This window comes from Sedimentibacter acidaminivorans (genome assembly GCF_017873955.1).
Lineage (GTDB): Bacteria > Bacillota > Clostridia > Tissierellales > Sedimentibacteraceae > Sedimentibacter > Sedimentibacter acidaminivorans.
On sequence record NZ_JAGGKS010000013.1, the window covers coordinates 1 to 25,011 of the forward strand.

The following is a 25,011-nucleotide window of genomic DNA, read 5'->3' on the forward strand; positions in this document are numbered from 1 at the left end:
AAGAAGATTTTAATACAAATAGAGGAGGGGCGCAACCATTTTTTCATAACTTGTTTGTGCCTTGAGCGAAGCGAAAGGAATGGTAAAAATTATGACAGATAATAAAATGAAAAGTAGAAAAAATAAGAAAAAAGAAGATGGTAAATTCCATTCAAAACATATTAATCATAATCCTCAAGCTGAAAGTGCAAGAGCTGTATTTGGAAAAAAAGAAGGTAATTTGCAAAATAATGTAGATAGTAATTTAAATAAACTTAAATAGCAGATAAAAATAGAAGGATAATGAAAATCACCTTCTATTTTTATTAATTTTTCACTAGATTTAAAGAGTAAAAAATGGTAAAATAAAGGCAAAATCTAATAAAAATTTTCTTTTGGGAGGGTAATATGTATAATAGAATATTATCACTAATAATATGTATGTGTTTAGTTTTAACAGCATGTTCCAGTCAAATAGCTAATCAAAATAGTTTAAAACCTAATACAGAGAAAAACGTTTCGATAAATGAGGATAAATATGAGCTTTTAGCCCTTAAATCTGATAAACAAGGAATTGATAAAGATAATATTTTTCAGTTAACTTCAAAAGAAAAAATAAGTAAAAACTACATAAAGAATAATTTAAAAATTATTCCCGAACAAGAATATAAATTAGAAGAAGTATCATCAACTGTATATAATATAATTCCTTTATCATTTTTAGATAATGATAAGGTTTATCAAGTAAAATTAAATGACGAAGATTATAATTATTCATGGGCATTTCAAACAAAGAAAAAATTTGAAGTAACTAGTACACTACCAAGTGATAATAGTTCCAACGTTCCTGCTAATTCGGGAATAGAGATGTATTTTTCATTGGATAATGTAGATAAGATAGACGATTATTTTGAAATTAAACCTAAGGTAGAAGGCAAGTTTATACAAAAAAATAATGCAGTAGTTTTTGTTCCAGAATTATTAGAAAAAAATACAAAATATACAGTTAATATAAAAAAAGGATTTGGGTTAAAAGATAGTGAAGACAAATTAGAAGAAGATTACACTTTTTCTTTTAATACTAACACAGAAAATTATTTGCAGATTTATTTTAATAGTCCATTAACAAATATTTACGAAGAAAATAAAAAGATAATTGAAGCATACGCAAGTCATGAAAGTGAAATTAAAGAGTTTAATATTGATATATACCAATATAAAAGTGCAGATGCATTTGAAAAAAGCATTAAATATTACGCAGAAACAAGCAAAACCATAGATGACCCTAATAATGAAGCAGATTTAGTTAAGTTTAATTCAATAAAGCAAAAGCCGTATTTAATAGAAGATTCATATCCTAAAAAATCATTATTTCAATTGCCGGAGGAATTAACTAAAGGATATTATCTGCTAGAATTTTATATAGATGGATATAGCAAAAAATATTATCATTTCTTACAAGTAAATGATATGTTAGTTTACAATGCTTTTTTTGATAATCAAATATTGATATTTACATCAGATGGTAAGGATAGTCAGGCAATCAAAGGTGCCGAAGTTATTATAAATGATGAAACTATAGGTACTACAGATAAAAATGGAATACTGTTAAAAGAAAAAGATACCTCTATTTATAAAAATGCAACAATCAGTATGAGAATTAAAGCAGAGGAATACAATGATTTTATATATGCAGAAAGTTATTATTTTAATAATTACTATTATGAGAATTTAAATGAATCATATAAATATTTAAGATATATTGATACTGATAGACCTGTTTATTTGCCAACGGATACGATTAATGTATGGGGATTTGCAAGGTATAGGGATAATAATTCAATTAATAAATTAAGGGTAGAACTCGTTGAGCAAAATACTGGTTTAGTATTAGAAAATAAATTAGTTGATTTAACAGACATAGGAACATATCAGACAGAGTTTAACTTAAACAATATAACTTCATACGGTTGTGTAATAAGAGTGTATGATAATGAAGTGGAAATTTCGTCTAAATACATAGAAATTAGTGAGTATACAAAACCTTTATATACCTTAAGTGGAGAATTAAATAAAGAATTTGTTTATAGTGGAGAAGAAATAAATTACAAAATAAACAGTAAATTCTTCGATGGTTATCCTGTTCCAAATTTAGAAGTTAGAATTTCAACATATAAATATGGTCATGGAGACAATGTAGAGTATAACAGTATGGATGAAACCATTAAGTTAGATGAAGATGGAGAATCTTTAGTAAATGTTAATACGAATTTGAAAAGCAGTGGGTGGAGACCTGTTACTGTTAATGTAAGTAGTTATAACAGTAAAGCAGAAGACAAAACTGTTAGAACAAATAATGAATTCGAAGTTTTCCCTAAACACAAAATGATTGAAATAGAACAAAAAAATGAAGATGAACCACAATCTGTAGATATTTTGTTTCATGAATTAGATAATACTAAGTATAATGATAATAGTTATGGTGTTGATTATAAAGACTTAAGGGGAAATCCATTAAATGATACTATTAATGTAAAAATTAAAGAAAGCTACAATAATAAAGTAAAAATAGGTGAGCATTATGATTTCATAAATAAGGTTAATGTTATAGAGTATGATTATATATTAGTAGAAAATATAGTATATAGTGAAATGGTTAATACTGTTAATGGAAAAACAAATATAGAAATTTCTAATTTTAATCCTGATAGAAATTATATTGTATCTGCTTACTATAATGATGGAAATGGTGGAATTTTAGAAGAAAAATATGTAGGCGATAGAAGATATTATCATGAAAGGTTATATTATGAAATAGAAAACAAGGATAACAAAGATAATGGTTATAGATTAGGCGATAACATAAATTTACAATTAACCTACAATGATGAAGATGTTTTGGATGTAGACCAGGATAAATTGGTTTTAATGCTCATGAGAAATGGTTTAGTTGATTATAAATTATTTGATGAAACAAAAATACAAATTACTTTTAAAGAAAATTACTTGCCAAATGCCATGATTAACGGGTTTTATATAAAAAATGGATATATATATCCTATTAATAGCTATATATCTTATGATAGAACAGAAAGACAAATATATTTTGATGTAACAACAAATAAAGAAGAATATAGTCCTGGGGAAGAAGTGGTATTAAATATCAAAGCAAAAGATGAAAATAACAAACCTTGCATAGCTGATGTTAATATAAGTGTTGTTGATGAAGCATATTTTGCAGTGTTTGAAAAACATGTAGACACGCTTAGGGACCTATACCAAACTACGTGGGATAGTGGATTAAGATTTTCTTATTTTTCAAATATAGATTTAAGCTTAGATGAAAATGGCGGTGCAGAAATGGGCGGCGGTGGAGGTAATGGTGAAACCTTCAGAGATGAATTTAAAGATACAAATATATTTAAAACAATAACAACAGATAAAAATGGAAAAGCTACAATGAAATTTAAGCTTGCAGATAATTTAACTTCATGGAGAATAACTTATCAAGCGGTATCTGATAAGTTGTATGCTGGGTGTGGAACTAAAAATATAGATGTTAGTTTACCATTTTATGTAGATTTAATCATGGGGAAAGAATATTTAAAAGAAGATAAAATTTTTGCTTCTCTAAGGGTATTTGGTACAGAAGCAAAAGAAATAGACCCAGTTAATTATAAAGTAGTTGTAAAAAACAAAGAAACAGGTAAAGAATTAGAATATACCAAAACAGGAGAAGTAGGAGAATATACAAATGTATTTTTAGATAAGTTAAAAGAAGCTCAATATGAAATATATGTATATGCTGAAAGTGACGATAAAAAAGATGGTATTAAAGAAGAATTTAAAGTAGTTGATTCTACTATATATTTTAATAATACTGATTATTATAAACTTTCAGATAGCACTGTGTTAGAAAATGTTTATTCAAATCCTGTTATTACATTATTTAATGAAAGCAACTCTGATTTTTATAACAGTTTAAGTAGTGTATCTTCAAACTATGGTAAAAGAATTGACCAAACAGTATGTTCGTTAATTGCTACTAAATATATCAATGATTACTTCCGTACAAATTTATATTTTAATGAAGAAGAATTACTTCAAGAAATAGATAAATATGAATATGAAAATGGAGGTTATCATCTATTGCCATATTCAAGTGCAGATGTGGAGTTAACTGCTAAATTAGTTAATACAATAGATAATGATTATATCCATGCAAAAGCTAAAATATATTTTAGAAATGTATTAGATAGTAATGATGAGTATAATACAAATATTGCAGCAGCGTTGTGGGGTTTAAGTAAATTTAAAGAACCAATATTACTTAATATCTATAGTTTATTAGAAAATGATAATTTAGAAATAAGGGATAAAATTTATTTATCACTTGCATTGACAGAATTAGGAGATAACAAAACTGCTAAAAAGTATTATAAAGAATTAATTGATACAAAACTGGCTAAATCAGGTGATTACTTGTATTTAGATACTAAAACGAATGATTTAGATAGCTATGAGTTGACATCACTATTGTCCATATTGGGAGTTAAGTTACAAGATTATAATAATAGCGATAAATTATTTAAATATATATATAACAATCCATCTAAATATACATTAAGTAATTTTGAACAATTAATTTATATAATGAATCGTAATATAATCAAACTTGAGGAAATAAAAGATTTATTTGGTGAAATAACTGTTTCGATAGATGGTAAAAAACAAATATATAAATTAAAATTATTTAATAGAGAAAGTTTTGCTGTAACAAAGGATAAAATTCAAGATATTAAATTTAGTAATATAAAAGGTGATATAGCATGCAAAGTTGAAGCTTTAGGAAATAAAGATGATTTAGATAAAAATAGAACTGATAATTTTTCAATTGATGTGTCATATGCGTTAAAAGGCACTTCAACTAAAAATACAAACTATAATCAATCAGATGTTGTTAAGGTAACTATAACGCCAAGTTTCAGTCCTATAGTAGAAAGGGGTGAATATGAGGTAACTTATGTTATCCCATCAGGATTTAGATATATGGATATTGTTGATAACAGTGAACCATATACATCTTGGACAAAATCAAATACAGAGGTGAACGGACAAAAACTCCGCATCAATTTACACTATGATAGAGAAAATTTTGCTCCTCAACCTATGGTGTTTTATATTCAAGCAACACAAATGGGCGAGTATACAGTAGATTATATAGTTATAAAAGAGTATTTAGAAAATAAATTAAACTATATAAACCAATCAACATTAACTGTAAATTAGATTAAATTTGATTTGTAATAGTAGGTGAAAAATAATGAACAAATATACAAAAATAATCACAGTTGCTTTGGTGTTAATCTTGTCTTTATTTATTATTAGTATCTTTAATAATAACAAAGATACTAATACTATTGATGAGTCAGATTCTTATTTATTCAATGGAAATAAAAACATAGAATGCTTATATTACAACACTACTGATTTTATAAATATAAAAAAATATGAATTGAAAAAAGATATAGGTACTATACATGGCTGTATAGTACCTCATCATTTACTTGCAAAAGATTTAGTTCATGAAGTATTTCAAAATGTATGTAAAAATAAATATAAAACGGTAGTTTTAATTGGACCTGACCATGAAAGTATAGACAAAGGTAAAATATTTACAACATTAAGTGACTGGCAAACACCAATGGGTATTTTAGAAACTGACAAAGCAATTATAAATTATTTAATAGAAAACAATATTATAACAGAAAATGATGATAAACTTACAAAAGAGCATTCAACCTCAGGAATAATACCATTTATAAAATATTACCTAGGAGATGTTAAGGTTATTACTTTAGTATTAACTAAACAGACAAAAATAGATGATATAGATAAATTAGTAAAGGAATTATATCAAAATATAAATATAGGTGAAACTTTATTTATTGCTTCAGTTGATTTTTCCCATTACCTAGATTTAGATACAGCAAACAAGATGGACTTAGAAAGCATGGATGCAATAAAATACAAGAAAGTGGACAAAATCATGAATTTTAAAAATGACAATTTAGATTCGCCTATAAGTATTGTAACTATACTTAAAATAATGGATAAAATAGGTTCGAAGAATTCAACAGTGTTAAATCATAGTAACTCAGAGCTTATAATTAAAAAGAAATTAGAAGAAACAACAAGTTATATAACATATTTGTTTTATTAAAGTATATAAATAGTAAACCTGGTTATGTTAACATTAATCTGTTTTTGGAAATGTTAAAATATTAACAAAAACTATTAATATATATAACGTTATAAATAAAAATTAGATGCATCTGAGCTTGTATATTAAATAATGTATAGATAGTTTAAATTATATAAAATAGAAAAAAATGATTTTTCCTTTTTAAATTACATGTCTAACGTTTTCTTTTTAATATTACAAATTCAACATTTTTTAAGTTGACATGAATTAATGTAATTGTTATAATATTATCAAACTACAGAAAGAGGTCGCATAATATGGTATTATTAGAAAAAATCGTAAATTTAGTAAATGATATTTTATGGAGTTATGTATTAATTTTTGGACTTGTAGGAATAGGTATTTATTTTTCTTTTAGTCTAGGGTTTCCGCAAATTAGTCGATTTGGAAAAGCATTAAAAAGAGTTTTTGGTGGTGTCTTTAAAAAAGAAGAGAATAAAGAAGGATCTATGTCATCATTTCAAGCTTTGGCAACATCAATTGCTGCACAAATTGGTACAGGTAATGTAGCTGGTGTGGCAACAGCAATTGGAGTAGGGGGTCCTGGTGCAATATTCTGGATGTGGGTATCTGCATTTTTTGGTATGTCAACTATATTTGTTGAAGCAACACTAGCGCAAAAATATCGCGAGACAAGAGATGGACAATTAGTTGGAGGACCTGCTTATTATATTAAAAACGGACTAGGATATAAGAAGTTAGCATCATTTTTTGCAGTAGCACTTATTATTGCTTTAGGGTTCATTGGAAATATGGTGCAATCAAATTCAATAGCAGATGCTGTTAGTAGAGCGTTTAATATTCCACAACTAGCTATTGGTGTTATCATAGCGATATTTGCAGGGTTAATTTTTATTGGTGGTATAAAAAGAATAGCGTCATTTGCTGAGATGGTAGTTCCTGTTATGGCAGCTGTTTATATTATAGGTGCAATTACTATTCTTGTAGTATTTAGATCACATATTATTCCGACAATAGGAAATATTGTTGTAGCTGCATTTAATCCGCAATCTGTTTTGGGTGGAGCAGCTGGAATTACTATTAGACAAGCGGTAAGGTTCGGAATTGCTAGAGGATTGTTCTCGAATGAAGCTGGTATGGGTTCTACACCAAACTCACATGCAGTTGCAGATGTTTCACATCCAGCAGAGCAAGGACTTTCTGCAATGGTTGCAGTTTTTATTGATACAGTATTAGTATGTAGTGCAACTGCACTTGCAATATTAGTAACAGGGGCTCATAACTCAGGTTTTGTAGGAGTTGGAATTACTCAAGAAGCTTTTAATATTGCTTTCGGTCCTTTAGGAGAAAAGTTTTTAGCAGTATGTTTAACCTTTTTTGCCTTTACAACAGTAATAGGCTGGTATTATTTTGGAGAAAACAATATTAGATTTTTATTTAAAAATAAAAATTCTATTAGAGTTTATCAAATAGTTGTATTACTATTCATTATATTAGGTTCATACCAAAAAGTTGACTTTGTATGGAATTTAGCAGATATGTTTAATGGAATTATGGTTATTCCAAACTTAATAGGAATTTTCTTATTGTTAAAAGAGTCAAAAGCAATTCTTCAAGACTATGATAATCAGACGCGTTCTGGTGAACGGTTACATTACAACTATGAGTTTCAAAATAAATTAAAATAATTGTTATTATTTAACAAAACACTCCTTATAATTTAAATGGAGTGTTTTTTTGCATGAAAAATTAATACTTTAATGAACAAAATAGATGGACTAAATAAGTATTGTATTAATAAGATATATAAATATAGCAAAAAAAAGTAGAGTTTTAACATTATAAGTGGTAAAATAGGTAAAATATGATAATGTTTTCGCTGAATGGGTATAAGTATATTAATTATTGCAATTTGCACTTAGAGATATTAAATGCAAAATGGTATAAATAGATAAATTATATGAGGAGGCATAAAAATGGAGAATAAAGATATAAAAGAGTTACTTAGTTATATTAAATCTATTATTTTTGATGTTAATATAATAGCTGATATACCTCATAAATTTAAAAATAATAATGACCTTTTAGAGATAGATGAAACCATAAAAAATATTAGAGAATCGGTTAGTTCTATAGGTGTAGGTCATCTTTCTCATGAAATAAAAGGAAAAGGATATTTGATTGTAACATTAAAAAAATTACAATCTTCTCTTAAAAATCTAACTTGGAGAACAAAATGTATAGCTAAAGGAGATTTTTCAAGAGACTTAGAGTATCTTGGAGATTTTTCTGATGCTTTCAATAACATGTCAAAAACACTTGAAACATTAATTGACGATTTAAAAGAGTCTAAGGAACATTTTGAATTAATATTTCAAACTATCCCAGACCCTACTATTATTACAAGTTTTGATGAAGGAAGAGTTTTCAATTGCAACAAAGCTTTTGTTGAATTTTCAGGTTTTAATGAAGAAGAAATATATAGTGGAAATAGTCACACTATTGAATTATATACAGATGAAAAAAAAAGAAATTCTATTTTAGCAGAGCTAAATAGAACTGGTTTTGTAACAAATATGGAAATTGTTTTCAAAAATAAAAATAATATTAGTATTATAGGACTAATATCTTCTAAAACAATAAACATAAAAGGAAAAACATATATTTTAAGCGTCATTAAAGATATTACTCAGTTAAAAGAATTAGAAGAAGAGATTAGGAAACTTTCTATCACTGATAAATTAACACAAATATATAATAGGCTAAAATTAGATGAAATATTGGAAAGAAAATTTTTATTATCTAGTAGGAGTAATGATCCATTTTCTCTAATAATGGTAGATATTGATCATTTCAAATTAGTCAATGATACATTTGGTCATGTAGTAGGAGATATTGTTCTTTTAGAATTTGCGAAAATTTTAAAAAATAATATAAGAAATACTGATGTTGTAGGTAGGTGGGGTGGAGAAGAATTTTTGATAATTCTGCCTAAGACAGCGGAAGAAGGTAGTGTGTTATTAGCTGAAAAATTAAGAACTATAATTGAATATTATAATTTTCCAAAAGCAGGTAAGATTACATCAAGTTTTGGTGTTGCATCTTTTAAAGATGATATTTCAGTTGCAAGCTTAGTGTCAAGAGCAGACAATGCCCTTTATAAAGCGAAAGATTCAGGAAGGAATAAAGTAGAAGTTATGTGATTATAATGTGACGTTTCAATTGTTTATTTAAAGATTGAATAAACTTAATTAATATTAAGAATACAGTTGAAACGTCACTTGTTTTTAATATATGGATATTTTTTATTTTATTTTATTTTTAAATTCTTTAATGCTTTTATTTGATGGGTAATTATATTTGAAATTTGCTGCTTTGCTCTCAAGTGAATTAGGTTTGCTTTGATTTGAATAACTTTCTAATTCATCTTCAAAATTCTTACTTGAAGATACACCGTTACATGTACCTTTGAATTTGTCTTGACCATTACCTTGACCATTATTGCGTCTGCCATTACCTTTGCTCATATGATATGCCTCCTTTTATTGTAATTGCAATATATATATATTTCCCTCCTGCTTAATTATTTATTCCAAAAAGCAATAAAATTAAGAATTTTTTTAAAAGTGTTATAGTGTAATATTCCAATAATATCCACATAACTATTGAAATATATAAACAAATAATATATAATACAATAAAAACGTTTCCTGAGATTATTTTATCATTGGAGGGTGTAATGTTATCTAAGTTAAAAACGTGTGTATTATATGGACTTGAAGGATATGGAATAGATGTAGAAACAGATTTATCTAATGGGTTACCTGGGTTTACTATAGTTGGATTACCTGATATTTCTATTAGAGAGTCAAAAGAAAGAGTGCGATCTGCTATTAAAAATAGTGGGTACAAATTTCCTGTTAGTCGAATAACTGTAAACTTAGCACCTGCTAATTTGAAAAAAGAAGGAAGTCAAATTGACTTACCAATTGCAATAGGTATTTTGGCAGCTAGCAAAATAGTTGAAAAGGTAATCAAAGATGACACATGTATAATAGGAGAGCTATCACTTGATGGTAAAATAAATGCTATAGAAGGTGCACTTCCTATGGTAATATCTATGAGAAATAATAATTTTAAAAGAGTAATAATACCTGTTGATAATAAGGAAGAGTGTGGTGTAATAGAAGGAATAGATATTATACCAGTTTCAAATCTTAATGATTTAGTAGACTATATAAATAATGAAATAGAAATAAATTCATATAGTTTGACTTATGATTCATTTGATGATGTAGATAATTACTCTGAAGATTTTTCTGAAATTAAAGGACAACCTGCTATGAAAAGAGCAGTAGAAATAGCTGCTGCAGGAATGCATAACTTGCTACTACTTGGCTCGCCTGGCTCAGGAAAAACCATGATAGCTAGAAGAATACCAACAATTTTACCAGATTTAACATTTGAAGAATCTATGGAGGTAACAAAGATATACAGTATTTCAGGACAATTAAAAGGAAGAGGTTTAGTTAAAAAACGTCCATTTAGATCTCCTCATCACACATCATCACGCATATCAATCGCTGGAGGTGGAAGTAAACCAAATCCTGGCGAAGTTTCGCTGGCTCATTATGGTGTCTTGTTTCTTGATGAAATTCCTGAATTTCCAAAAAATGTTTTAGAAGTTTTAAGACAACCCATGGAGGATGGGAGCATATCTATTTCTAGAGCAAATGGATCTTTTACATTTCCTGCTAAATTTATGATGGTAGCATCTATGAATCCATGTCCATGTGGATATTTAGGTGATCCTACTCATGAATGTTCATGTAATCAAGGTCAAATAGATAAATATTTAAATAAAATTTCTGGCCCATTGTTAAATAGAATAGACATACAACTTGAGGTATCACCTGTGAAGTATGATGATTTAAATGATAAAAGGACAGAAGAAACATCTAAGGATATAAAAAAACGTATAATTAAGGCTAGAAGTATACAGAAAGAAAGATATTATACTATTGGAATAATGACTAATTCGGAACTAAGTGGAAAAAATATAACTAAATATTGCAAAATAAATAAAGATTCAGAGTTGCTTTTGAAAAGTGCTTTTGAAACTTTGGGCTTAAGTGCGAGGGCTTACAATAAAATATTGAAGGTTGCTAGAACTATTGCAGACTTAGAAGCAAGTGAGAATATAGAAACCAAACATTTAGCAGAAGCTATTCAATATAGAAGTTTAGACCGCAAATATTGGAGGTAGTAATGAATAAGGAATTAAATTCTAATAAAATTACACTTGCATGGCTAAATAGTGTAAATGGAATCTCTAATAGAAAAATAGAAAAGCTCCTTGAATACTTTGGTGGAGTTGATGAGATTTGGGATAATTTTGAAGGCGAAAGAAATAAATTAACTTTATTGAAACCAGAAATTTTATATAACCTTTCTAAAACAAAAAAAGGATTTGGAGAGAAATTATATATAAAGTTAAAAGAAGAAAGTGCTTTTTTAGTTACTTATTTTGATGATGAATATCCAAAAAAACTTAAGAATATTGATGGTGCACCATATATATTATATTACAAAGGAAATTTAGAATCTGTAAGCAATACATCTGTTGCAATAGTTGGTTCTAGAAAGGCAACAGAATATGGAATGTGGGCTGCTGAAAAGTTTACAAAAGAACTATCGGAACTTGGAGTAACAATAATTAGTGGACTTGCGAATGGGATTGATACTGTAGCACATAAAACTGCTATTAAATACAATGCTCATACAATAGGAGTAATAGGTTGTGGCATAGATTTAGTATATCCAAAGAAAAATGAAGCACTATATCAGAAAATAATAGATTATAATGGCGCCGTAATTTCAGAGTATCCTTTTGGTATGCAGCCTATGCCATCGAATTTCCCGGATAGAAATAGAATAATTAGTGGATTATCCGATGGTGTTCTTGTTATTGAAGCTCAAGAAAAAAGCGGAACATTAATAACTGCTGGTCATGCTGCTAATCAAGGAAGAGAAATATTTGCAGTTCCAGGAAATATTGATAGTTTGTTTAGTAAAGGTACTAATTTACTAATTAAAGATGGTGCTAAAATTGTAACATGTGTTGCTGATATAATTGAAGAAATTCCAGAACTAAGAAAAGTTATTGATAATAATAAAAAAGAAAAAAACAATAATTTAATTTTAAATGATGATGAATTAAAAATAGTAAAATTACTTTTATTAAATATTTCAACGCTATATGAAATGTCTGATAACACTGATATGGAAATAGGTGAAATATTAGGTGTGCTAACTATTTTAGAACTTAAAGGTATAGTAAGAAAAGCTTCTGGAGAAAGGTATTTTTTAAATAAATGAGCTCGATTGCTATTGACAATTAAAAAAATGTATTATACTGTATAAACGAGTAATAGTACAATGTTAAAAAATGAATGCAAGTTAATTGTATGCAAAAGGTATTGGAGGATTTATGAAAAATAACTTAGTAATAGTAGAATCACCAGCTAAAGCTAAAACAATAGGCAAATTTCTAGGGAAAAAATATACAGTTAAAGCTTCTGTAGGACATGTTAGAGATTTGCCTAAAAGCAAACTTGGAATTGATATTGAAAATAAATTTGAGCCTAATTATATAACAATAAGAGGTAAGGGTGATGTAATAAAGGAATTAAAAAAGGAAGCTAAAAAGGCAGATAAAGTATTTTTAGCAACTGACCCTGATAGGGAGGGTGAGGCTATTTCGTGGCATTTAGCTAATATCCTTAAATTAGATGAAGAATCAACTTTAAGAATAGAATTTAATGAGATAACTAAAGAAGCTGTTACAAAGGCAAGTAAAAATCCTAGAAAAATAAATATAGATTTAGTTGATGCTCAACAAGCTAGACGTATTCTTGATAGGTTAGTTGGCTATAATATAAGTCCTTTATTATGGAAGAAAATAGAGAAAGGTTTAAGTGCAGGAAGGGTACAATCAGTTGCACTAAAAATAATTATAGACAGAGAACGTGAAATAAATGATTTTAAATCAGAAGAATATTGGACATTGGATTTAGAATTAAGTAAATTAAGGAAAAAAATCATAGCAAAATATTATGGATTTTTAGAAAATGATAAAATTAAAAAAGTTAAAATCAATAATGAAGATGAAGTTAATGCAATTATTAATAGTATAGATAAAGAAAAGATTTCAGTATATAAAATAGATAGAACAAAGAAGAGGACTAAACCAAACCCACCTTTTACAACTAGTAGTCTACAGCAAGAAGCAAATAGGAAGCTAAATTTTACAGCTAAAAAAACGATGATGGTTGCACAACAGCTATATGAAGGAATTAATATAAAAGGTGAAGGGAGTGTTGGTCTTGTAACCTATATCAGAACAGATTCATTTAGATTATCTGATGAGGCAATGAGTAATGTTAAAGATTACATATTATCTAATTTTGATGAAAAATATTATTCTAGTCGAACTTATACAAAATCAAAAAAAGCTGAAACTAAGGTACAAGATGCACATGAAGCTATTAGGCCTACATATGTTTTAAAAGATCCTGATAAAATCAAGAATGATTTAACAGCGGATCAATATAAGCTTTATAACTTAATTTGGAGAAGATTTGTATCTAGTCAAATGGCAGATGCAGAGTTTGATATTACATCGATAACTTTTAATAGCAATAATAATATTTTTAAAACTAGTGGAAGTATATTGAAATTTGATGGATATAAACGTATTTATAAATACTCGGATGGTTCAGATGATAAAGTATTGCCAGATATTGTCGAGCAAGAAGAGCTTGATATAAAAAAGATAGATCCAGTCCAACACTTCACTCAGCCACCTGCTAGATACACAGAAGCAACTTTGATTAAAACTATGGAGGTTTTAGGTATTGGAAGACCTAGTACCTATGCACCTACTATTACTACTATATCGAATAGAGAGTATGTTGTTAAAGACAAAGGAAGTTTACTTCCAACAGATATGGGCTTTCTTGTTACGGAAATGATGGAAAAATATTTTTCAACCATAATAAATGAAAAATTCACAGCGCAAATGGAAAATAATTTAGATGAAGTTGCATCTGGAAAAATTGGGTGGAGAGATGTAATAATAGATTTTTACAAAGATTTTAAAGTTTATTTAGATGTTGCTGAAAAGGAAATGGAAAAAATAGAGATAAAGGACGAAGTAAGCGATGTTAAATGCGATAATTGTGGAGAATTCATGGTTGTTAAAAAAGGAAGATATGGTAAATTTCTAGCTTGCCCAAATTATCCGGAATGTAAGAATACAAAACCATTGAAAGACAAAGAAACTGTTGAAGAAACGGATATAGATTGTGAAAAATGCGGAGCTAAAATGCTTAAACGAAAAGGAAGATATGGTGAATTTTTAGCTTGTTCTAATTATCCTAAGTGCAAGAATACAAAACAGATTCTTAAGGAAATAGACGTTAAATGTCCTTTGTGCGGCAATAAAATTGCCATTAAATATTCAAAAGCTGGAAGAAGATTTTTTGGTTGCAGCAATTATCCAGATTGTAATTACCTTTCGTGGTATGAACCTACAGAGCAAAAATGTGAGAATTGTGGTAGCCAAATGGTGATGAAAAATAATAAAGCAACATGTACTAATAAAAAATGTGAAATGAGTAAGGCATAAAATAAATGTAGAATTTTGAATATAAAAGTCATAATTTTAAGCAGTTAAAAATATGATGTAAATTTGGTAAATTTTTATTGCCAAACAATATGAGCTATGTTATACTAAATTTAATTACGCACAGATTTAGATTTTGCAAGAGTTGTGCCGAAAGGTCTTTTGTAAGAGATGATAAATTTGGAGGTAAAACAAAAGGAGGAAATTATAATGGCAATAGTTAGTATGAAAAAATTGCTTGAGGCAGGAGTTCATTTTGGTCATCAGACTAGAAGATGGAACCCTAAGATGGCAGAGTACATTTTCACAGAAAGAAATGGTATCTATATTATAGACTTGCAAAAAACAAGCGATAAAGTAGATCAAGCTTACAGGTTCATAAAAGATGTTGTAGCTAATGGTGAAGAAGTATTGTTCGTAGGAACAAAAAAACAAGCACAAGAATCAACAAAGATTGAAGCAGCAAGATGTGGAATGCATTTTGTAAGTCAAAGATGGCTTGGTGGAATGCTCACTAATTATTCAACTATCAGAAAAAGAGTTGATAAGTTGAATAAATTAAGAGCTATGGAAGAAGATGGAACATTTGCTCTTTTACCTAAGAAAGAAGTAATAAAGTTGAAGAATGAAACTGAAAGACTTGAAAAATTCTTAGGTGGAATTAAGAACATGGGAAAAGTTCCTGGAGCTCTATTTGTAGTTGATCCAAGAAAAGAAAAAATAGCTGTACAAGAAGCAAAAATATTAGGAATTCCAGTTGTTGCAATAGTTGATACAAATTGTGATCCTGATGAAATTGATTATGTTATCCCTGGTAATGATGATGCTATAAGGGCTGTTAAATTATTAACTGCTACAATAGCAGATGCTATATTAGAAGGAAAACAAGGTGTACAAATGGCTGAAGAAGAAACAACTGAAGAAAAAACTGAAGAAGAAGCAGCAAAAGTTGAAGAATAGAAAATAGAAGTATTAAAGAATAATATATTAATACAATATTGAAAAATGTAAATTAATAATATAAACACGAAATAAAAAAATAAAATATAAAAAATAAAAGTAAGGGGTTAGGAATTTTTTCCTTACGTCTTGCTTTTTTAAATTTGGAGGAAATAACAATGGAAATAACAGCTTCAATGGTAAAAGAACTTAGAGAAAAAACAAATGCAGGTATGATGGATTGTAAAAAAGCATTAAAAGAAACTGATGGAGACATGGAAAAAGCAGTTGACTTTTTAAGAGAAAAAGGATTATCACAAGCAGCTAAGAAATCAGGAAGAGTTGCTGCTGAAGGACTTACAACAGCATATATATCAGAAGATGGAAAAAAAGGTGTTGTTTTAGAAGTTAATTCAGAAACAGATTTTGTTGCTAAAAATGAAGAATTTAAAGAATTTGTTGCTGAAACAGCAAAAATAATTATTGATAAATCACCTTCAGATATTGAAGCATTAAAAGCTGTAGAATATTTAAATTTAGGAAAGACAGTTCAAGATATACTAACTGAAAAAATAGCAAAAATAGGCGAAAATATGGGCATAAGAAGATTTAGCGTCGAAGAGGTTTCAAATGGAGTAGTTTCTTCTTATATTCATGGTGGTGGAAAAATATCTGTAATAGTAGCCCTTGAATCAGAAGGAGAAAAAGAAGCACTTGAAGAATTAGGAAAAGACATTGCAATGCAAGTAGCAGCTATGAATCCAAAATATATTTCTAGAGATGATGTTGATGCTGATTATATAGCACATGAAAAGGAAATACTTGTAAATCAAGCATTAAATGAAGGAAAACCTCAAAACATAGTTGAAAAAATGGTTGAAGGAAGACTTAACAAAGAATTAAAAGAAGTTTGTTTATTAGAGCAAGCATTTGTAAAAGATGGAGATTTAACTGTAGCTAAAGTTATTAGCAACACTGCATCAAAACTTGGTAAGGAAATTAAAATTGCTGGAGTTAAGAGATTTGAAGTTGGCGAAGGCATAGAGAAAAAAGAGGAAAATTTTGCAGACGAAGTTGCAAAACAAATGACTGTATAACGAAGAATTAAGATGGAGAACTTTAATTAGTTCTCCATTAAAATTAGAGCTTTCAGGAGGAATGATGGACTGTAAGTACAAAAGAATATTGTTAAAAATTAGTGGTGAAGCTTTGGCTGGTGGTAGTGGTCATGGCATAAATGAAGAAACCGTTATGAAAATATCACAGATTATAAAAAATGTAAATGATATGGGTGTTGAAGTAGGATTAGTAATAGGTGGCGGAAATTTTTGGCGCGGAGCAAGTGCTATAGATATGGATAGAACTACATCTGATTATATGGGTATGCTTGGGACAATAATAAATGGTTTAGCTTTTCAAGATGCTTTAGAGAAAATTGGTGTTCAAACTAGAGTTCAAACTGCAATTGAAATGAGACAAATAGCAGAACCATATATTAGAAGAAAAGCGGTTAGGCATTTGGAGAAAAGTAGAGTTGTAATTTTTTCAGGTGGCTCAGGAAATCCATTTTTTTCTACAGATACAACAGCAGCACTAAGGGCCGCTGAAATAAATGCAGATATAATACTTCTTGCTAAAAATGGAGTTGATGGAGTTTATAGTGACGACCCAAATAAAAATCCAGATTGCAAAAAATACGATAAGTTAACATATATAGATATTTTGAACAAAGGGCTAAAAATAATGGATTCAACTGCAACTTCATTATGTATGGATAATAAAATTCCTATATTAGTCTTTGGTATAGAAAATCCAGAAAATATTGAAAAAATAGCTAAAGGCGAAAATATAGGTACAATAATAGAGGAGGTTTAAGAGATGTACAAAGAATCAATTACAAAAGCAGAAGAGCAAATGAAAAAATCAATTAGTTTTCTAAAAGAAGATTTAGCATCCATACGAGCAGGTAAAGCTAATCCAAAGCTAGTTGATAAAATTCAAGTAAGTTACTATGGTACAATGACACCACTAAACCAAGTTGCAAATATATCTGTACCTGAACCAAGAGCAATTATTATTCAACCTTGGGACTCTAGCTTAATAAAAGAAATTGAAAAGGCAATACTTTCTTCGGATCTAGGAATCAATCCTTCTAATGATGGAAAGTTAATAAGGCTTATGATACCTCAATTAACTGAAGAAAGAAGAAAAGATTTACTTAAGTTAGTTAAAAAAGAAACTGAAAACGCAAAAGTAGCCTTAAGAAATATTAGAAGAGATGCAAATGATGAGTTTAAGAAACAAGAAAAAGAAAGTATATTGACAAAAGACGATCACAAAAAAGCTGAAGATGAAATGCAAAAGCTTACAGATAAATATACTAAATTGATTGACGAAGTGTTTAAAGATAAAGAAAAAGAGATATTAGAGGTTTAGGATAATGGATTTTTTAATTGGTTATCCTCTCCAAGATGCATTGAACATAATAAAAGATAATAATGAAAATAACATAGTTAATATAAAGAAGTTTGTAGGTACAAATAATAAGTTTAATAACCTGAAAAATCCCTATGTAATTAGGTGTTCTAAAGAGGGTAATTATATAAATTTGGGTGTATCATACTATTAGTCTGCTTACAGGCTTGTGATTAGTTCATAAGCCTGTTTAGTATATGTGTATTACAATTAGAGAGGCGTAGATATGAATTTAGAAAACATAGAAACTCAGAGCAATCTGCCAGAACATGTGGCGGTTATAATGGATGGCAATAGAAGATGGGCAAAGAAACGTTTTATGCCTGCTACCTATGGACATAGAGAAGGCGCATTACGGGTTAAGGATTTAACAAAAACATGCGTAGATATGGGTATTAAATATTTGTCAATTTATGCATTTTCAACTGAAAATTGGGGAAGAGAAAAAAAAGAAGTAGATTATCTAATGAGCCTTTTAGTAGAATTTATAAAAAAAGAATTAAATTATTTAAATGAAAATAATGTTAAGGTTAGACTTTTGGGAAATATAGAAGATTTACCTGAAGAAACAAAAAATGAAGTTAAACGTTCTATAGAACTAACAAAAAACAATACGAAACTTACATTGAACATTGCATTAAGTTATGGTTCAAGAACTGAAATAACAGATGCGGTAAAAAAAGTAATTACTGAATATGAAAATAATAGAATTAACATAGATGAAATAGATGAAGAAAGTTTTAAAAAGTATTTATATACTAATGATATACCAGATCCTGATTTACTCATTAGAACAAGCGGTGAAATAAGGCTGAGTAATTTTCTCTTGTATCAGCTCGCTTATACAGAGTTTTATTTTACTGATGTTATGTGGCCAGAATTCAATAAAGAAGAATTCTTAAAAGCAATTGACAGTTATCAAATAAGAAAAAGAAGGTATGGAAAAAACTAGGAAGGTGTTCGTATATGAGAAAAAGAGTAGTTACAGGTGTCGTAGGCGGGGCATTTATAGCTTATGTTACATATTTAGGTGGAAGCATATATGATTTTGTATATTTTGGTATTACCTGTATTGCAATATTTGAGATTTCAAGATTATTCTTTAAAAGTGGCTTCGATTATGGTGGCTTATTAAACTATTTTTTTGCTGCCTCATTATTTTATATAAAAATTACGAACAATCTTTATTATTTTAAATTTATAATATTTATATTTATTGCTATAAACTTTATGATGTTTGTATTTAATAAGAGTATAGATATTAAAAAAATGTCAGAAATAATTTTTATAGGCTCATATGTAGTTTTTTTTATGTATCATATGATATTAATGAATGGATCAAAATACGTATGGCTTGTTTACATAATAGCATTTGGCTCAGACACATTTGCTTATTTCACTGGTAAAATGTTCGGTAGAACAAAACTATATCCACAAGTAAGCCCAAATAAAACAATTGAAGGAGCTATAGGGGGAATAATAGGATGTACCATTATTTCTATTTTATATTTCAATTATTTAAGCATAAATAAATATATTTATATTATAATATTTAGTATATGTGCTTCAATTTTTTCCATGGTTGGAGATTTATCTGCTTCTAAAATAAAAAGGGAATTTGCATTAAAAGACTTTGGACATTTTTTGCCAGGACATGGAGGTATATTAGACAGGTTTGATAGTGTTCTTTTTGTTGCACCTGTTGTTTATTATTTTATAAGTTATTTCATATAAATTGGGAGGTAATATATTGTTGACTTTTATAACAGCAATTCTTGTATTTTCAGTTATCGTTTTAGTTCATGAATATGGACATTATAAAGTTGCAAGAAATGTAGGGATTAGAGTAGAAGAATTTGCTATAGGTATGGGTCCTATATTGTATAAAAAAGAAAAAGATGGTGTTTTATATTCTATTAGAGCAATTCCAATAGGTGGATTTTGCAAAATGGAAGGTGAAGAAGAAGATATAAAATCAAAAACAAGTTTTAGCAATAAAACTGTTTGGCAGAGATTTCAAGTAATAGCAGCTGGTCCAATTATGAATTTTCTTTTGGCATTGGTTCTATTTATTATTATAGCACTTTCTTTTGGTGTAGCGGGCAATAAAATTGATGTAATAGATGAGAATTCTAACGAGTATGTGGCTGGTATTAGATCCGGTGATAAAATTGTATCTATAAATGGAAAAAATGCATACATATGGGAAGATATCTACTATCAAATAACAAATGCAGAAAATAAATCTTATTCAGTAGAAATAGAAAGAAATGGAGAAACAAAACAGTTTAATATTGACAACAACTATAGAAATTTAGTAGGAATTACTTCCTCAATTGTAAATGGTAAAACATCAACAACAGTATCACCAACCGACATGAATTCACCCGCATATAAAGCTGGGGTAAAAGATGGAGATAAAGTTATAAAGATAAATAATATTCCAGTAAATACTTGGGAAGAAATAACTAATCAAATTAACTCAGCAAAAGATTCTGTTATAAAAATTACAGTAGATAGGGATGGGAAAGTATTAGAATTTAATACAACTCCAGAAAACCAAATATCTGTAAGATACAATACTCAAATTGAAAAATCATTTGTAACAGCATTAGCTTCATCAGCATATAAAACAGTTTATTATATAAGGCTTATGTTTGATGTAATAGTTAAACTTGTTACAGGACAACTTGGAAGTGATGCAGTAGGAGGTCCTGTTATGGTAATTAGCATGGTGGGAGAAGCAGCTAAAAGTGGTATATTATCAGTTTTAAATTTAGCAGCATTTATCAGTATAAACTTAGGTTTTATGAACTTGTTGCCTATACCTGCATTAGACGGAAGCAAGTTAGTTTTTCTAATAATTGAAGCAATACGAGGAAAGGCTATACCGATTGAAAAAGAAGGATTTGTACATTTTGTTGGATTTGTTGTATTGATAACTCTTATGATTTTTATAACTTACAAGGATATACTTAGATTGTTTAGGATATAAAAAAGTAAATTTAAACAATACATTTTGAATATAATATTAGAAACATAAATTGTTCGGGACGCATTATATGTGTCCTGAAGTTTTGTAGCGATAGAATTGTACGCGGTCTGCTTATTGGAGGGAACAAACGATGGAACAAATAATTAGAAAGCAAACTAGAAAAGTAATGTGTGGAAATGTGGAAATAGGCGGTGATGCACCTATAACTGTTCAGTCCATGACAAACACATTTACAAAGAACATAAGATCTACAGTAAATCAAATATTAGCCTTAGAAGAAGTAGGATGTGAAATAATTAGAGTAGCAGTAGCTGATATGGAAGATGCAGAGGCTATAAAAGAAATAAAAAAGCAAATACATATTCCAATAGTAGCTGACATTCACTTCGATTATAGATTAGCTATAAAAAGTATAGAAAATGGAATAGATAAGTTAAGAATTAACCCTGGAAACATAGGAAGTATTGAGAGAGTACAAAAAGTTGTTGAGGCGGCAAAACCTAGAGAAATTCCTATTAGAATAGGAGTTAATGTTGGTTCAATTCATAAAGATATACTTGAAAAATACAATGGGCAACCTACATCACAAGGAATGGTTGAAAGTGCATTAGAGCATGTTGAAATTCTAGAGAACTTAGATTATAATAATATTGTCATTTCATTAAAGGGAACAGACATTAAAATGACTGTAGATGCATATAAAATTATGTCTCAAAAAGTAAATTATCCTTTACATGTTGGGATAACCCATTCAGGTACGCTTTTTGATGGTAGTATACGCTCAAGTATTGGTGTAGGAAGCTTGCTTTTAGATGGCATAGGAGATACCATGCGTATTTCTTTAACGGATGACCCTAGAGAAGAAGTTAAGGTTGCTAGAGAGATTTTAAAAAGTCTAGGATTGAGAAATTTTGGTATAAACTATATAACATGCCCAACCTGTGGTAGAACTAAAATTAATATAATAGAATTGTCTAAAAAAATACAAGAAGGTTTAAAAGATTTCAATAAACCAATCACAGTTGCTATAATGGGTTGTGCTGTAAATGGGCCTGGAGAGGCAAGACAATCTGATATTGGTATAGCTGGTGGGATAGGTGAAGCCCTCTTGTTTAAAAAGGGCGTTATTATTAGAAAAATAAAAGAAGAAGATATAGTGAAAACTCTTGTTGAAGAAATCAATCAGATGTAGAAAAACGATAAGCTGTGAACTTTTAAAATATATTAAGTTTAGATATTTTAATTTCACAGCTGTTTTTATTAAAGTTCTTCTATATGAATTAGTCCATCAAAGTCGCTTAATTTTCTGATTAATTCTAAATGTGAACAACGTTTTTTACTTTTTAAATTTAAAATAGAAATAACACTTGAATCTTTAATATTAGAATGCTTATTCATTTCTATGTCAATTACCTTTAATCCTAAATTATTACAAAATATAATAAAGTTATCAAAACTCTCAATGGATGAAAATGAAGCATATATTGTAATAATTCTATTATTTGATGTAAGATAAATATCTAATTTTTTAAACATTGTCATTATAAGTAATACAGAAAATCCTACAATTATAGCACCTTCATAAAATCCAATTCCTATTGCTAATCCTAAACAAGCAGAGGTCCATAATCCAGCAGCTGTAGTTAAACCTCTTACTTGGTTTCTACGTGTAACAATTATTGTACCAACACCTAAAAAACCTATCCCGCTAATAACTTGAGCACCTAATCTGGCAGGATCAGTTCCTTCAAACCATATATAAATAAATTGATTGGTCATCATAACCAAGGTTGAACTTAAGCAAACTAACATATACGTTCTAAATCCAGCAGGATGATTTTTTCTACTCCTTTCAATTCCTATGATGCCACCTAAGATTAATGAAAGCAATACCCTAATAGAAATAGTTGTTAGATTTAAATCATATAAATCTTGCATTCGCACACCTCCTTTATGAGTATTATATCAAACTTCCGATAAAAAGTGTTACATTAGATAAAAAATACTGCAATAAAAAACAGTTACCCCATTAAATAGGGTAACCGAAATAAAATATGATATTAAATTATTTATTGAAATTGACAAAAACCATTACCTAGCCCTTGACCGTTACCTCTACCTTGACCATTTCCGCGTCCTTGGCCATTGCCTTGACCCATCATTCTGCCAAAACCAGCGCCTGCTTTTTGTCCGATACCAGAACCAGTACCGTCACAGTTTAATTGATTTTCTTCTATTGCTTGAAAAATTTCATCAGCTTCTTCTTGTGTAATTATTCCAGCTTCAACTTTTTCATCAAGAATTTGTTTTTTAACTGCCAACATTTCATTTTTAAATTCTTCTAATTTTCCTTCATCACTTGCAATTTCTCCATATGTTTTACCAGTTTCGTTTTTTTCTGTAATTATATCTTCAACTGATTTTCCTGTAATTTCTGCTGTTGCATGTGCAGGCGTTCCATAATTTGAGAAAGCAAAAGCTGTAAGCGTTGTAGCTCCCATAGCAATTACTACTGTTCCTAGTACTACATATTTTTTAAATTTTGTCATTTTAATGACCTCCTTATAATTTTTAAAAACTTTCGTTTCTATGTTTATATAATAAATAAAAGTTATGTCAAAAGTATGTTTTTTATTTTGTTTTTTTATGTAATTATTTTTAATAATAATTGTATAAATGTTTAAAATATGTTATAATATTAATGAAAAAGGCAAATGATGAGGAAGGTATTTACTATATGAATTCAAAAGAAATTGATAAAATCATAAATAATGTTGATGGCAATTTAGCAATTGAAGGTATGCCTCTAACGGAGCAAGATAGAGATAGAATTAGAATTTGTTTATCTGGGAAAGTTGCATTTAATGATATGATAAAACATCTGGTAGAAAAGCATACAGTAAAAGGATGTTAATTCTATGAATGAGGATTATAGCTATACTTATAATTGGGATAACGTGTATTGTTATCCCAATTCTGATGTATTGAAGAATAAACTTAATATTAAGGATAAAAATAAACTTAATGTAGCCGAAAGAGAGTTTACTTCTCTAAGACTTGCAGAAATTGAAAAAAATCAAATAAAAGGTATATTTGATTTAAAACATTTACAAGATATACATAAGTATATATTCCAGGACATCTATGAATGGTCAGGAAAAATCAGAACTGTAAATATAGCTAAAGGGAATATGTTTTGTTATTCAGAAAATATAAGTAGTTATGGTGAAACAATTTTTCAAAGATTAAAAGAAGAAAATTATTTAATAGAGATAGAAGAAAATAGAATATATGAACGATTATCTTACTATATGAGTGAAATAAACGCACTTCATCCATTTAGAGAAGGAAATGGCAGAGCTCAAAGAGTATTTATTTCAAGTTTGGCAAATGTGGCTGGATATGAAATTGATTTTAAACAGGTATCAAATTCTGAGATGATTAAAGTAAGTTCGTTAGCATTTGTTAATGGTCATGAAGAATACAAGAAAATGTTCGAAAAAATAATTAGTAAGATATCAAGACATGAACAATCAAATCATATTATACTCATATCAAAAAAAGATAGCCCTATATTAATTAAGTATATAGAATTAGAAAACCTATAGTTATAAGAAAAGACAAATGGCGGTTTCCCAACAGATGCCGCTTTTAATTTTCAGTAAATTCATAATGGTGTTGAACTAACTAATCTAAAATGATATAATTCTA

The 25,011-nt window shown here is 28.5% G+C and carries 22 protein-coding genes; 19 read left to right on the forward strand and 3 right to left on the reverse strand.

All coding sequences use genetic code 11. The features are described from left to right. The first annotated feature begins 91 nt into the window (after positions 1-91). The 5 genes from J2Z76_RS16035 to J2Z76_RS16055 all read left to right on the forward strand — a co-directional run bounded on the left by J2Z76_RS16035 (position 92) and on the right by J2Z76_RS16055 (position 9,408). Positions 92-262 (forward strand): CPC_1213 family protein, encoded by a 171-nt coding sequence (locus J2Z76_RS16035; protein ID WP_280922431.1) that lies wholly within the window; start codon positions 92-94, stop codon positions 260-262. Positions 263-387: 125 nt separating this feature from the next. Beyond that, a complete protein-coding gene (locus J2Z76_RS16040; RefSeq protein ID WP_209513073.1) occupies positions 388-5,268 on the forward strand; it encodes an Ig-like domain-containing alpha-2-macroglobulin family protein in 4,881 nt (1,626 codons plus the stop codon). Positions 5,269-5,302: 34 nt separating this feature from the next. Next, entirely contained in the window at positions 5,303-6,202 is a 900-nt protein-coding gene (gene amrB, locus J2Z76_RS16045; protein ID WP_209513074.1) for an AmmeMemoRadiSam system protein B, read from the forward strand. A gap of 299 nt (positions 6,203-6,501) precedes the next feature. Beyond that, positions 6,502-7,893, forward strand: a complete 1,392-nt coding sequence (locus J2Z76_RS16050; protein WP_209513075.1) for an alanine/glycine:cation symporter family protein — start codon at positions 6,502-6,504, stop codon at positions 7,891-7,893. A 288-nt stretch (positions 7,894-8,181) separates the two neighbouring features. After that, on the forward strand, positions 8,182-9,408 hold the full coding sequence (locus tag J2Z76_RS16055) for a diguanylate cyclase (protein ID WP_209513076.1): 1,227 nt from the start codon (positions 8,182-8,184) through the stop codon (positions 9,406-9,408). 102 nt (positions 9,409-9,510) lie between these two features. On the opposite strand, the gene J2Z76_RS16060 is transcribed toward J2Z76_RS16055, so the two are convergent. Continuing rightward, positions 9,511-9,732, reverse strand: coding sequence for a hypothetical protein (locus J2Z76_RS16060; RefSeq protein WP_209513077.1), 222 nt, complete (start codon positions 9,730-9,732; stop codon positions 9,511-9,513). Between the two features lie 212 nt (positions 9,733-9,944). Here J2Z76_RS16060 and J2Z76_RS16065 point away from each other — a divergent pair, with 212 nt between their 5' ends. From J2Z76_RS16065 to ispG, 12 genes are all read left to right on the forward strand, one after another. Beyond that, the gene (locus J2Z76_RS16065) at positions 9,945-11,471 is read left to right on the forward strand and encodes a YifB family Mg chelatase-like AAA ATPase (RefSeq protein ID WP_209513078.1); all 1,527 of its coding nucleotides are present in this window, start codon (positions 9,945-9,947) and stop codon (positions 11,469-11,471) included. Positions 11,472-11,473: 2 nt separating this feature from the next. Further along, positions 11,474-12,583 (forward strand): DNA-processing protein DprA, encoded by a 1,110-nt coding sequence (gene dprA / locus J2Z76_RS16070; protein ID WP_209513079.1) that lies wholly within the window; start codon positions 11,474-11,476, stop codon positions 12,581-12,583. 112 nt (positions 12,584-12,695) lie between these two features. Then, positions 12,696-14,894 carry a type I DNA topoisomerase gene (gene topA / locus J2Z76_RS16075; protein ID WP_209513080.1) on the forward strand — a complete coding sequence of 733 codons (2,199 nt, stop codon included), beginning with the start codon at positions 12,696-12,698 and terminating at the stop codon, positions 14,892-14,894. Positions 14,895-15,101: 207 nt separating this feature from the next. Then, positions 15,102-15,851 (forward strand): 30S ribosomal protein S2, encoded by a 750-nt coding sequence (gene rpsB / locus J2Z76_RS16080; RefSeq protein ID WP_209513081.1) that lies wholly within the window; start codon positions 15,102-15,104, stop codon positions 15,849-15,851. Positions 15,852-16,009: 158 nt separating this feature from the next. Further along, entirely contained in the window at positions 16,010-16,927 is a 918-nt protein-coding gene (gene tsf, locus J2Z76_RS16085) for a translation elongation factor Ts (RefSeq protein ID WP_209513082.1), read from the forward strand. A gap of 61 nt (positions 16,928-16,988) precedes the next feature. Further along, positions 16,989-17,705, forward strand: a complete 717-nt coding sequence (gene pyrH, locus J2Z76_RS16090) for a UMP kinase (RefSeq protein ID WP_209513083.1) — start codon at positions 16,989-16,991, stop codon at positions 17,703-17,705. Positions 17,706-17,708: 3 nt separating this feature from the next. After that, positions 17,709-18,266, forward strand: coding sequence for a ribosome recycling factor (gene frr / locus J2Z76_RS16095; RefSeq protein WP_209513084.1), 558 nt, complete (start codon positions 17,709-17,711; stop codon positions 18,264-18,266). A 4-nt stretch (positions 18,267-18,270) separates the two neighbouring features. Then, positions 18,271-18,459 (forward strand): hypothetical protein, encoded by a 189-nt coding sequence (locus J2Z76_RS16100; protein ID WP_209513085.1) that lies wholly within the window; start codon positions 18,271-18,273, stop codon positions 18,457-18,459. 72 nt (positions 18,460-18,531) lie between these two features. After that, positions 18,532-19,257, forward strand: a complete 726-nt coding sequence (locus tag J2Z76_RS16105; protein WP_209513086.1) for an undecaprenyl pyrophosphate synthase — start codon at positions 18,532-18,534, stop codon at positions 19,255-19,257. 14 nt (positions 19,258-19,271) lie between these two features. Then, positions 19,272-20,039 (forward strand): phosphatidate cytidylyltransferase, encoded by a 768-nt coding sequence (locus tag J2Z76_RS16110; RefSeq protein WP_209513087.1) that lies wholly within the window; start codon positions 19,272-19,274, stop codon positions 20,037-20,039. A 16-nt stretch (positions 20,040-20,055) separates the two neighbouring features. Continuing rightward, positions 20,056-21,300, forward strand: coding sequence for an RIP metalloprotease RseP (gene rseP / locus J2Z76_RS16115; RefSeq protein WP_209513088.1), 1,245 nt, complete (start codon positions 20,056-20,058; stop codon positions 21,298-21,300). A gap of 130 nt (positions 21,301-21,430) precedes the next feature. Beyond that, the gene (gene ispG, locus J2Z76_RS16120; RefSeq protein ID WP_209513089.1) at positions 21,431-22,492 is read left to right on the forward strand and encodes a flavodoxin-dependent (E)-4-hydroxy-3-methylbut-2-enyl-diphosphate synthase; all 1,062 of its coding nucleotides are present in this window, start codon (positions 21,431-21,433) and stop codon (positions 22,490-22,492) included. Positions 22,493-22,560: 68 nt separating this feature from the next. Here the strand turns inward: ispG and J2Z76_RS16125 are convergent, their stop codons facing one another. Together J2Z76_RS16125 and J2Z76_RS16130 are read right to left on the reverse strand one after the other, a co-directional pair. Continuing rightward, positions 22,561-23,238 carry an MgtC/SapB family protein gene (locus tag J2Z76_RS16125; protein ID WP_209513090.1) on the reverse strand — a complete coding sequence of 226 codons (678 nt, stop codon included), beginning with the start codon at positions 23,236-23,238 and terminating at the stop codon, positions 22,561-22,563. A gap of 131 nt (positions 23,239-23,369) precedes the next feature. Then, positions 23,370-23,849, reverse strand: a complete 480-nt coding sequence (locus J2Z76_RS16130) for a DUF2680 domain-containing protein (RefSeq protein WP_209513091.1) — start codon at positions 23,847-23,849, stop codon at positions 23,370-23,372. A gap of 152 nt (positions 23,850-24,001) precedes the next feature. Here J2Z76_RS16130 and J2Z76_RS16135 point away from each other — a divergent pair, with 152 nt between their 5' ends. Further along, positions 24,002-24,214: a hypothetical protein gene (locus J2Z76_RS16135; protein WP_209513097.1), complete on the forward strand. Its 213-nt coding sequence runs from the start codon at positions 24,002-24,004 to the stop codon at positions 24,212-24,214. A 4-nt stretch (positions 24,215-24,218) separates the two neighbouring features. Beyond that, positions 24,219-24,908: a Fic/DOC family protein gene (locus J2Z76_RS16140; RefSeq protein ID WP_209513092.1), complete on the forward strand. Its 690-nt coding sequence runs from the start codon at positions 24,219-24,221 to the stop codon at positions 24,906-24,908. Positions 24,909-25,011: the final 103 nt, after the last annotated feature.

What these genes read in the sequence shown, in the direction of transcription:
- ispG (WP_209513089.1), top strand. Translation starts at nt 21,431, where the DNA reads ATGGAACAAATAATTAGAAAGCAAACTAGAAAAGTAATGTGTGGAAAT.
- J2Z76_RS16050 (WP_209513075.1), top strand. Translation starts at nt 6,502, where the DNA reads ATGGTATTATTAGAAAAAATCGTAAATTTAGTAAATGATATTTTATGG.
- J2Z76_RS16060 (WP_209513077.1), bottom strand. Translation starts at nt 9,732, where the DNA reads ATGAGCAAAGGTAATGGCAGACGCAATAATGGTCAAGGTAATGGTCAA.
- amrB (WP_209513074.1), top strand. Translation starts at nt 5,303, where the DNA reads ATGAACAAATATACAAAAATAATCACAGTTGCTTTGGTGTTAATCTTG.
- J2Z76_RS16055 (WP_209513076.1), top strand. Translation starts at nt 8,182, where the DNA reads ATGGAGAATAAAGATATAAAAGAGTTACTTAGTTATATTAAATCTATT.
- J2Z76_RS16110 (WP_209513087.1), top strand. Translation starts at nt 19,272, where the DNA reads ATGAGAAAAAGAGTAGTTACAGGTGTCGTAGGCGGGGCATTTATAGCT.
- J2Z76_RS16100 (WP_209513085.1), top strand. Translation starts at nt 18,271, where the DNA reads ATGGATTTTTTAATTGGTTATCCTCTCCAAGATGCATTGAACATAATA.
- J2Z76_RS16065 (WP_209513078.1), top strand. Translation starts at nt 9,945, where the DNA reads ATGTTATCTAAGTTAAAAACGTGTGTATTATATGGACTTGAAGGATAT.
- J2Z76_RS16040 (WP_209513073.1), top strand. Translation starts at nt 388, where the DNA reads ATGTATAATAGAATATTATCACTAATAATATGTATGTGTTTAGTTTTA.
- J2Z76_RS16130 (WP_209513091.1), bottom strand. Translation starts at nt 23,849, where the DNA reads ATGACAAAATTTAAAAAATATGTAGTACTAGGAACAGTAGTAATTGCT.
- J2Z76_RS16105 (WP_209513086.1), top strand. Translation starts at nt 18,532, where the DNA reads ATGAATTTAGAAAACATAGAAACTCAGAGCAATCTGCCAGAACATGTG.
- frr (WP_209513084.1), top strand. Translation starts at nt 17,709, where the DNA reads ATGTACAAAGAATCAATTACAAAAGCAGAAGAGCAAATGAAAAAATCA.
- dprA (WP_209513079.1), top strand. Translation starts at nt 11,474, where the DNA reads ATGAATAAGGAATTAAATTCTAATAAAATTACACTTGCATGGCTAAAT.
- pyrH (WP_209513083.1), top strand. Translation starts at nt 16,989, where the DNA reads ATGATGGACTGTAAGTACAAAAGAATATTGTTAAAAATTAGTGGTGAA.
- J2Z76_RS16135 (WP_209513097.1), top strand. Translation starts at nt 24,002, where the DNA reads ATGAAAAAGGCAAATGATGAGGAAGGTATTTACTATATGAATTCAAAA.
- topA (WP_209513080.1), top strand. Translation starts at nt 12,696, where the DNA reads ATGAAAAATAACTTAGTAATAGTAGAATCACCAGCTAAAGCTAAAACA.
- tsf (WP_209513082.1), top strand. Translation starts at nt 16,010, where the DNA reads ATGGAAATAACAGCTTCAATGGTAAAAGAACTTAGAGAAAAAACAAAT.
- J2Z76_RS16140 (WP_209513092.1), top strand. Translation starts at nt 24,219, where the DNA reads ATGAATGAGGATTATAGCTATACTTATAATTGGGATAACGTGTATTGT.
- J2Z76_RS16035 (WP_280922431.1), top strand. Translation starts at nt 92, where the DNA reads ATGACAGATAATAAAATGAAAAGTAGAAAAAATAAGAAAAAAGAAGAT.
- rpsB (WP_209513081.1), top strand. Translation starts at nt 15,102, where the DNA reads ATGGCAATAGTTAGTATGAAAAAATTGCTTGAGGCAGGAGTTCATTTT.
- J2Z76_RS16125 (WP_209513090.1), bottom strand. Translation starts at nt 23,238, where the DNA reads ATGCAAGATTTATATGATTTAAATCTAACAACTATTTCTATTAGGGTA.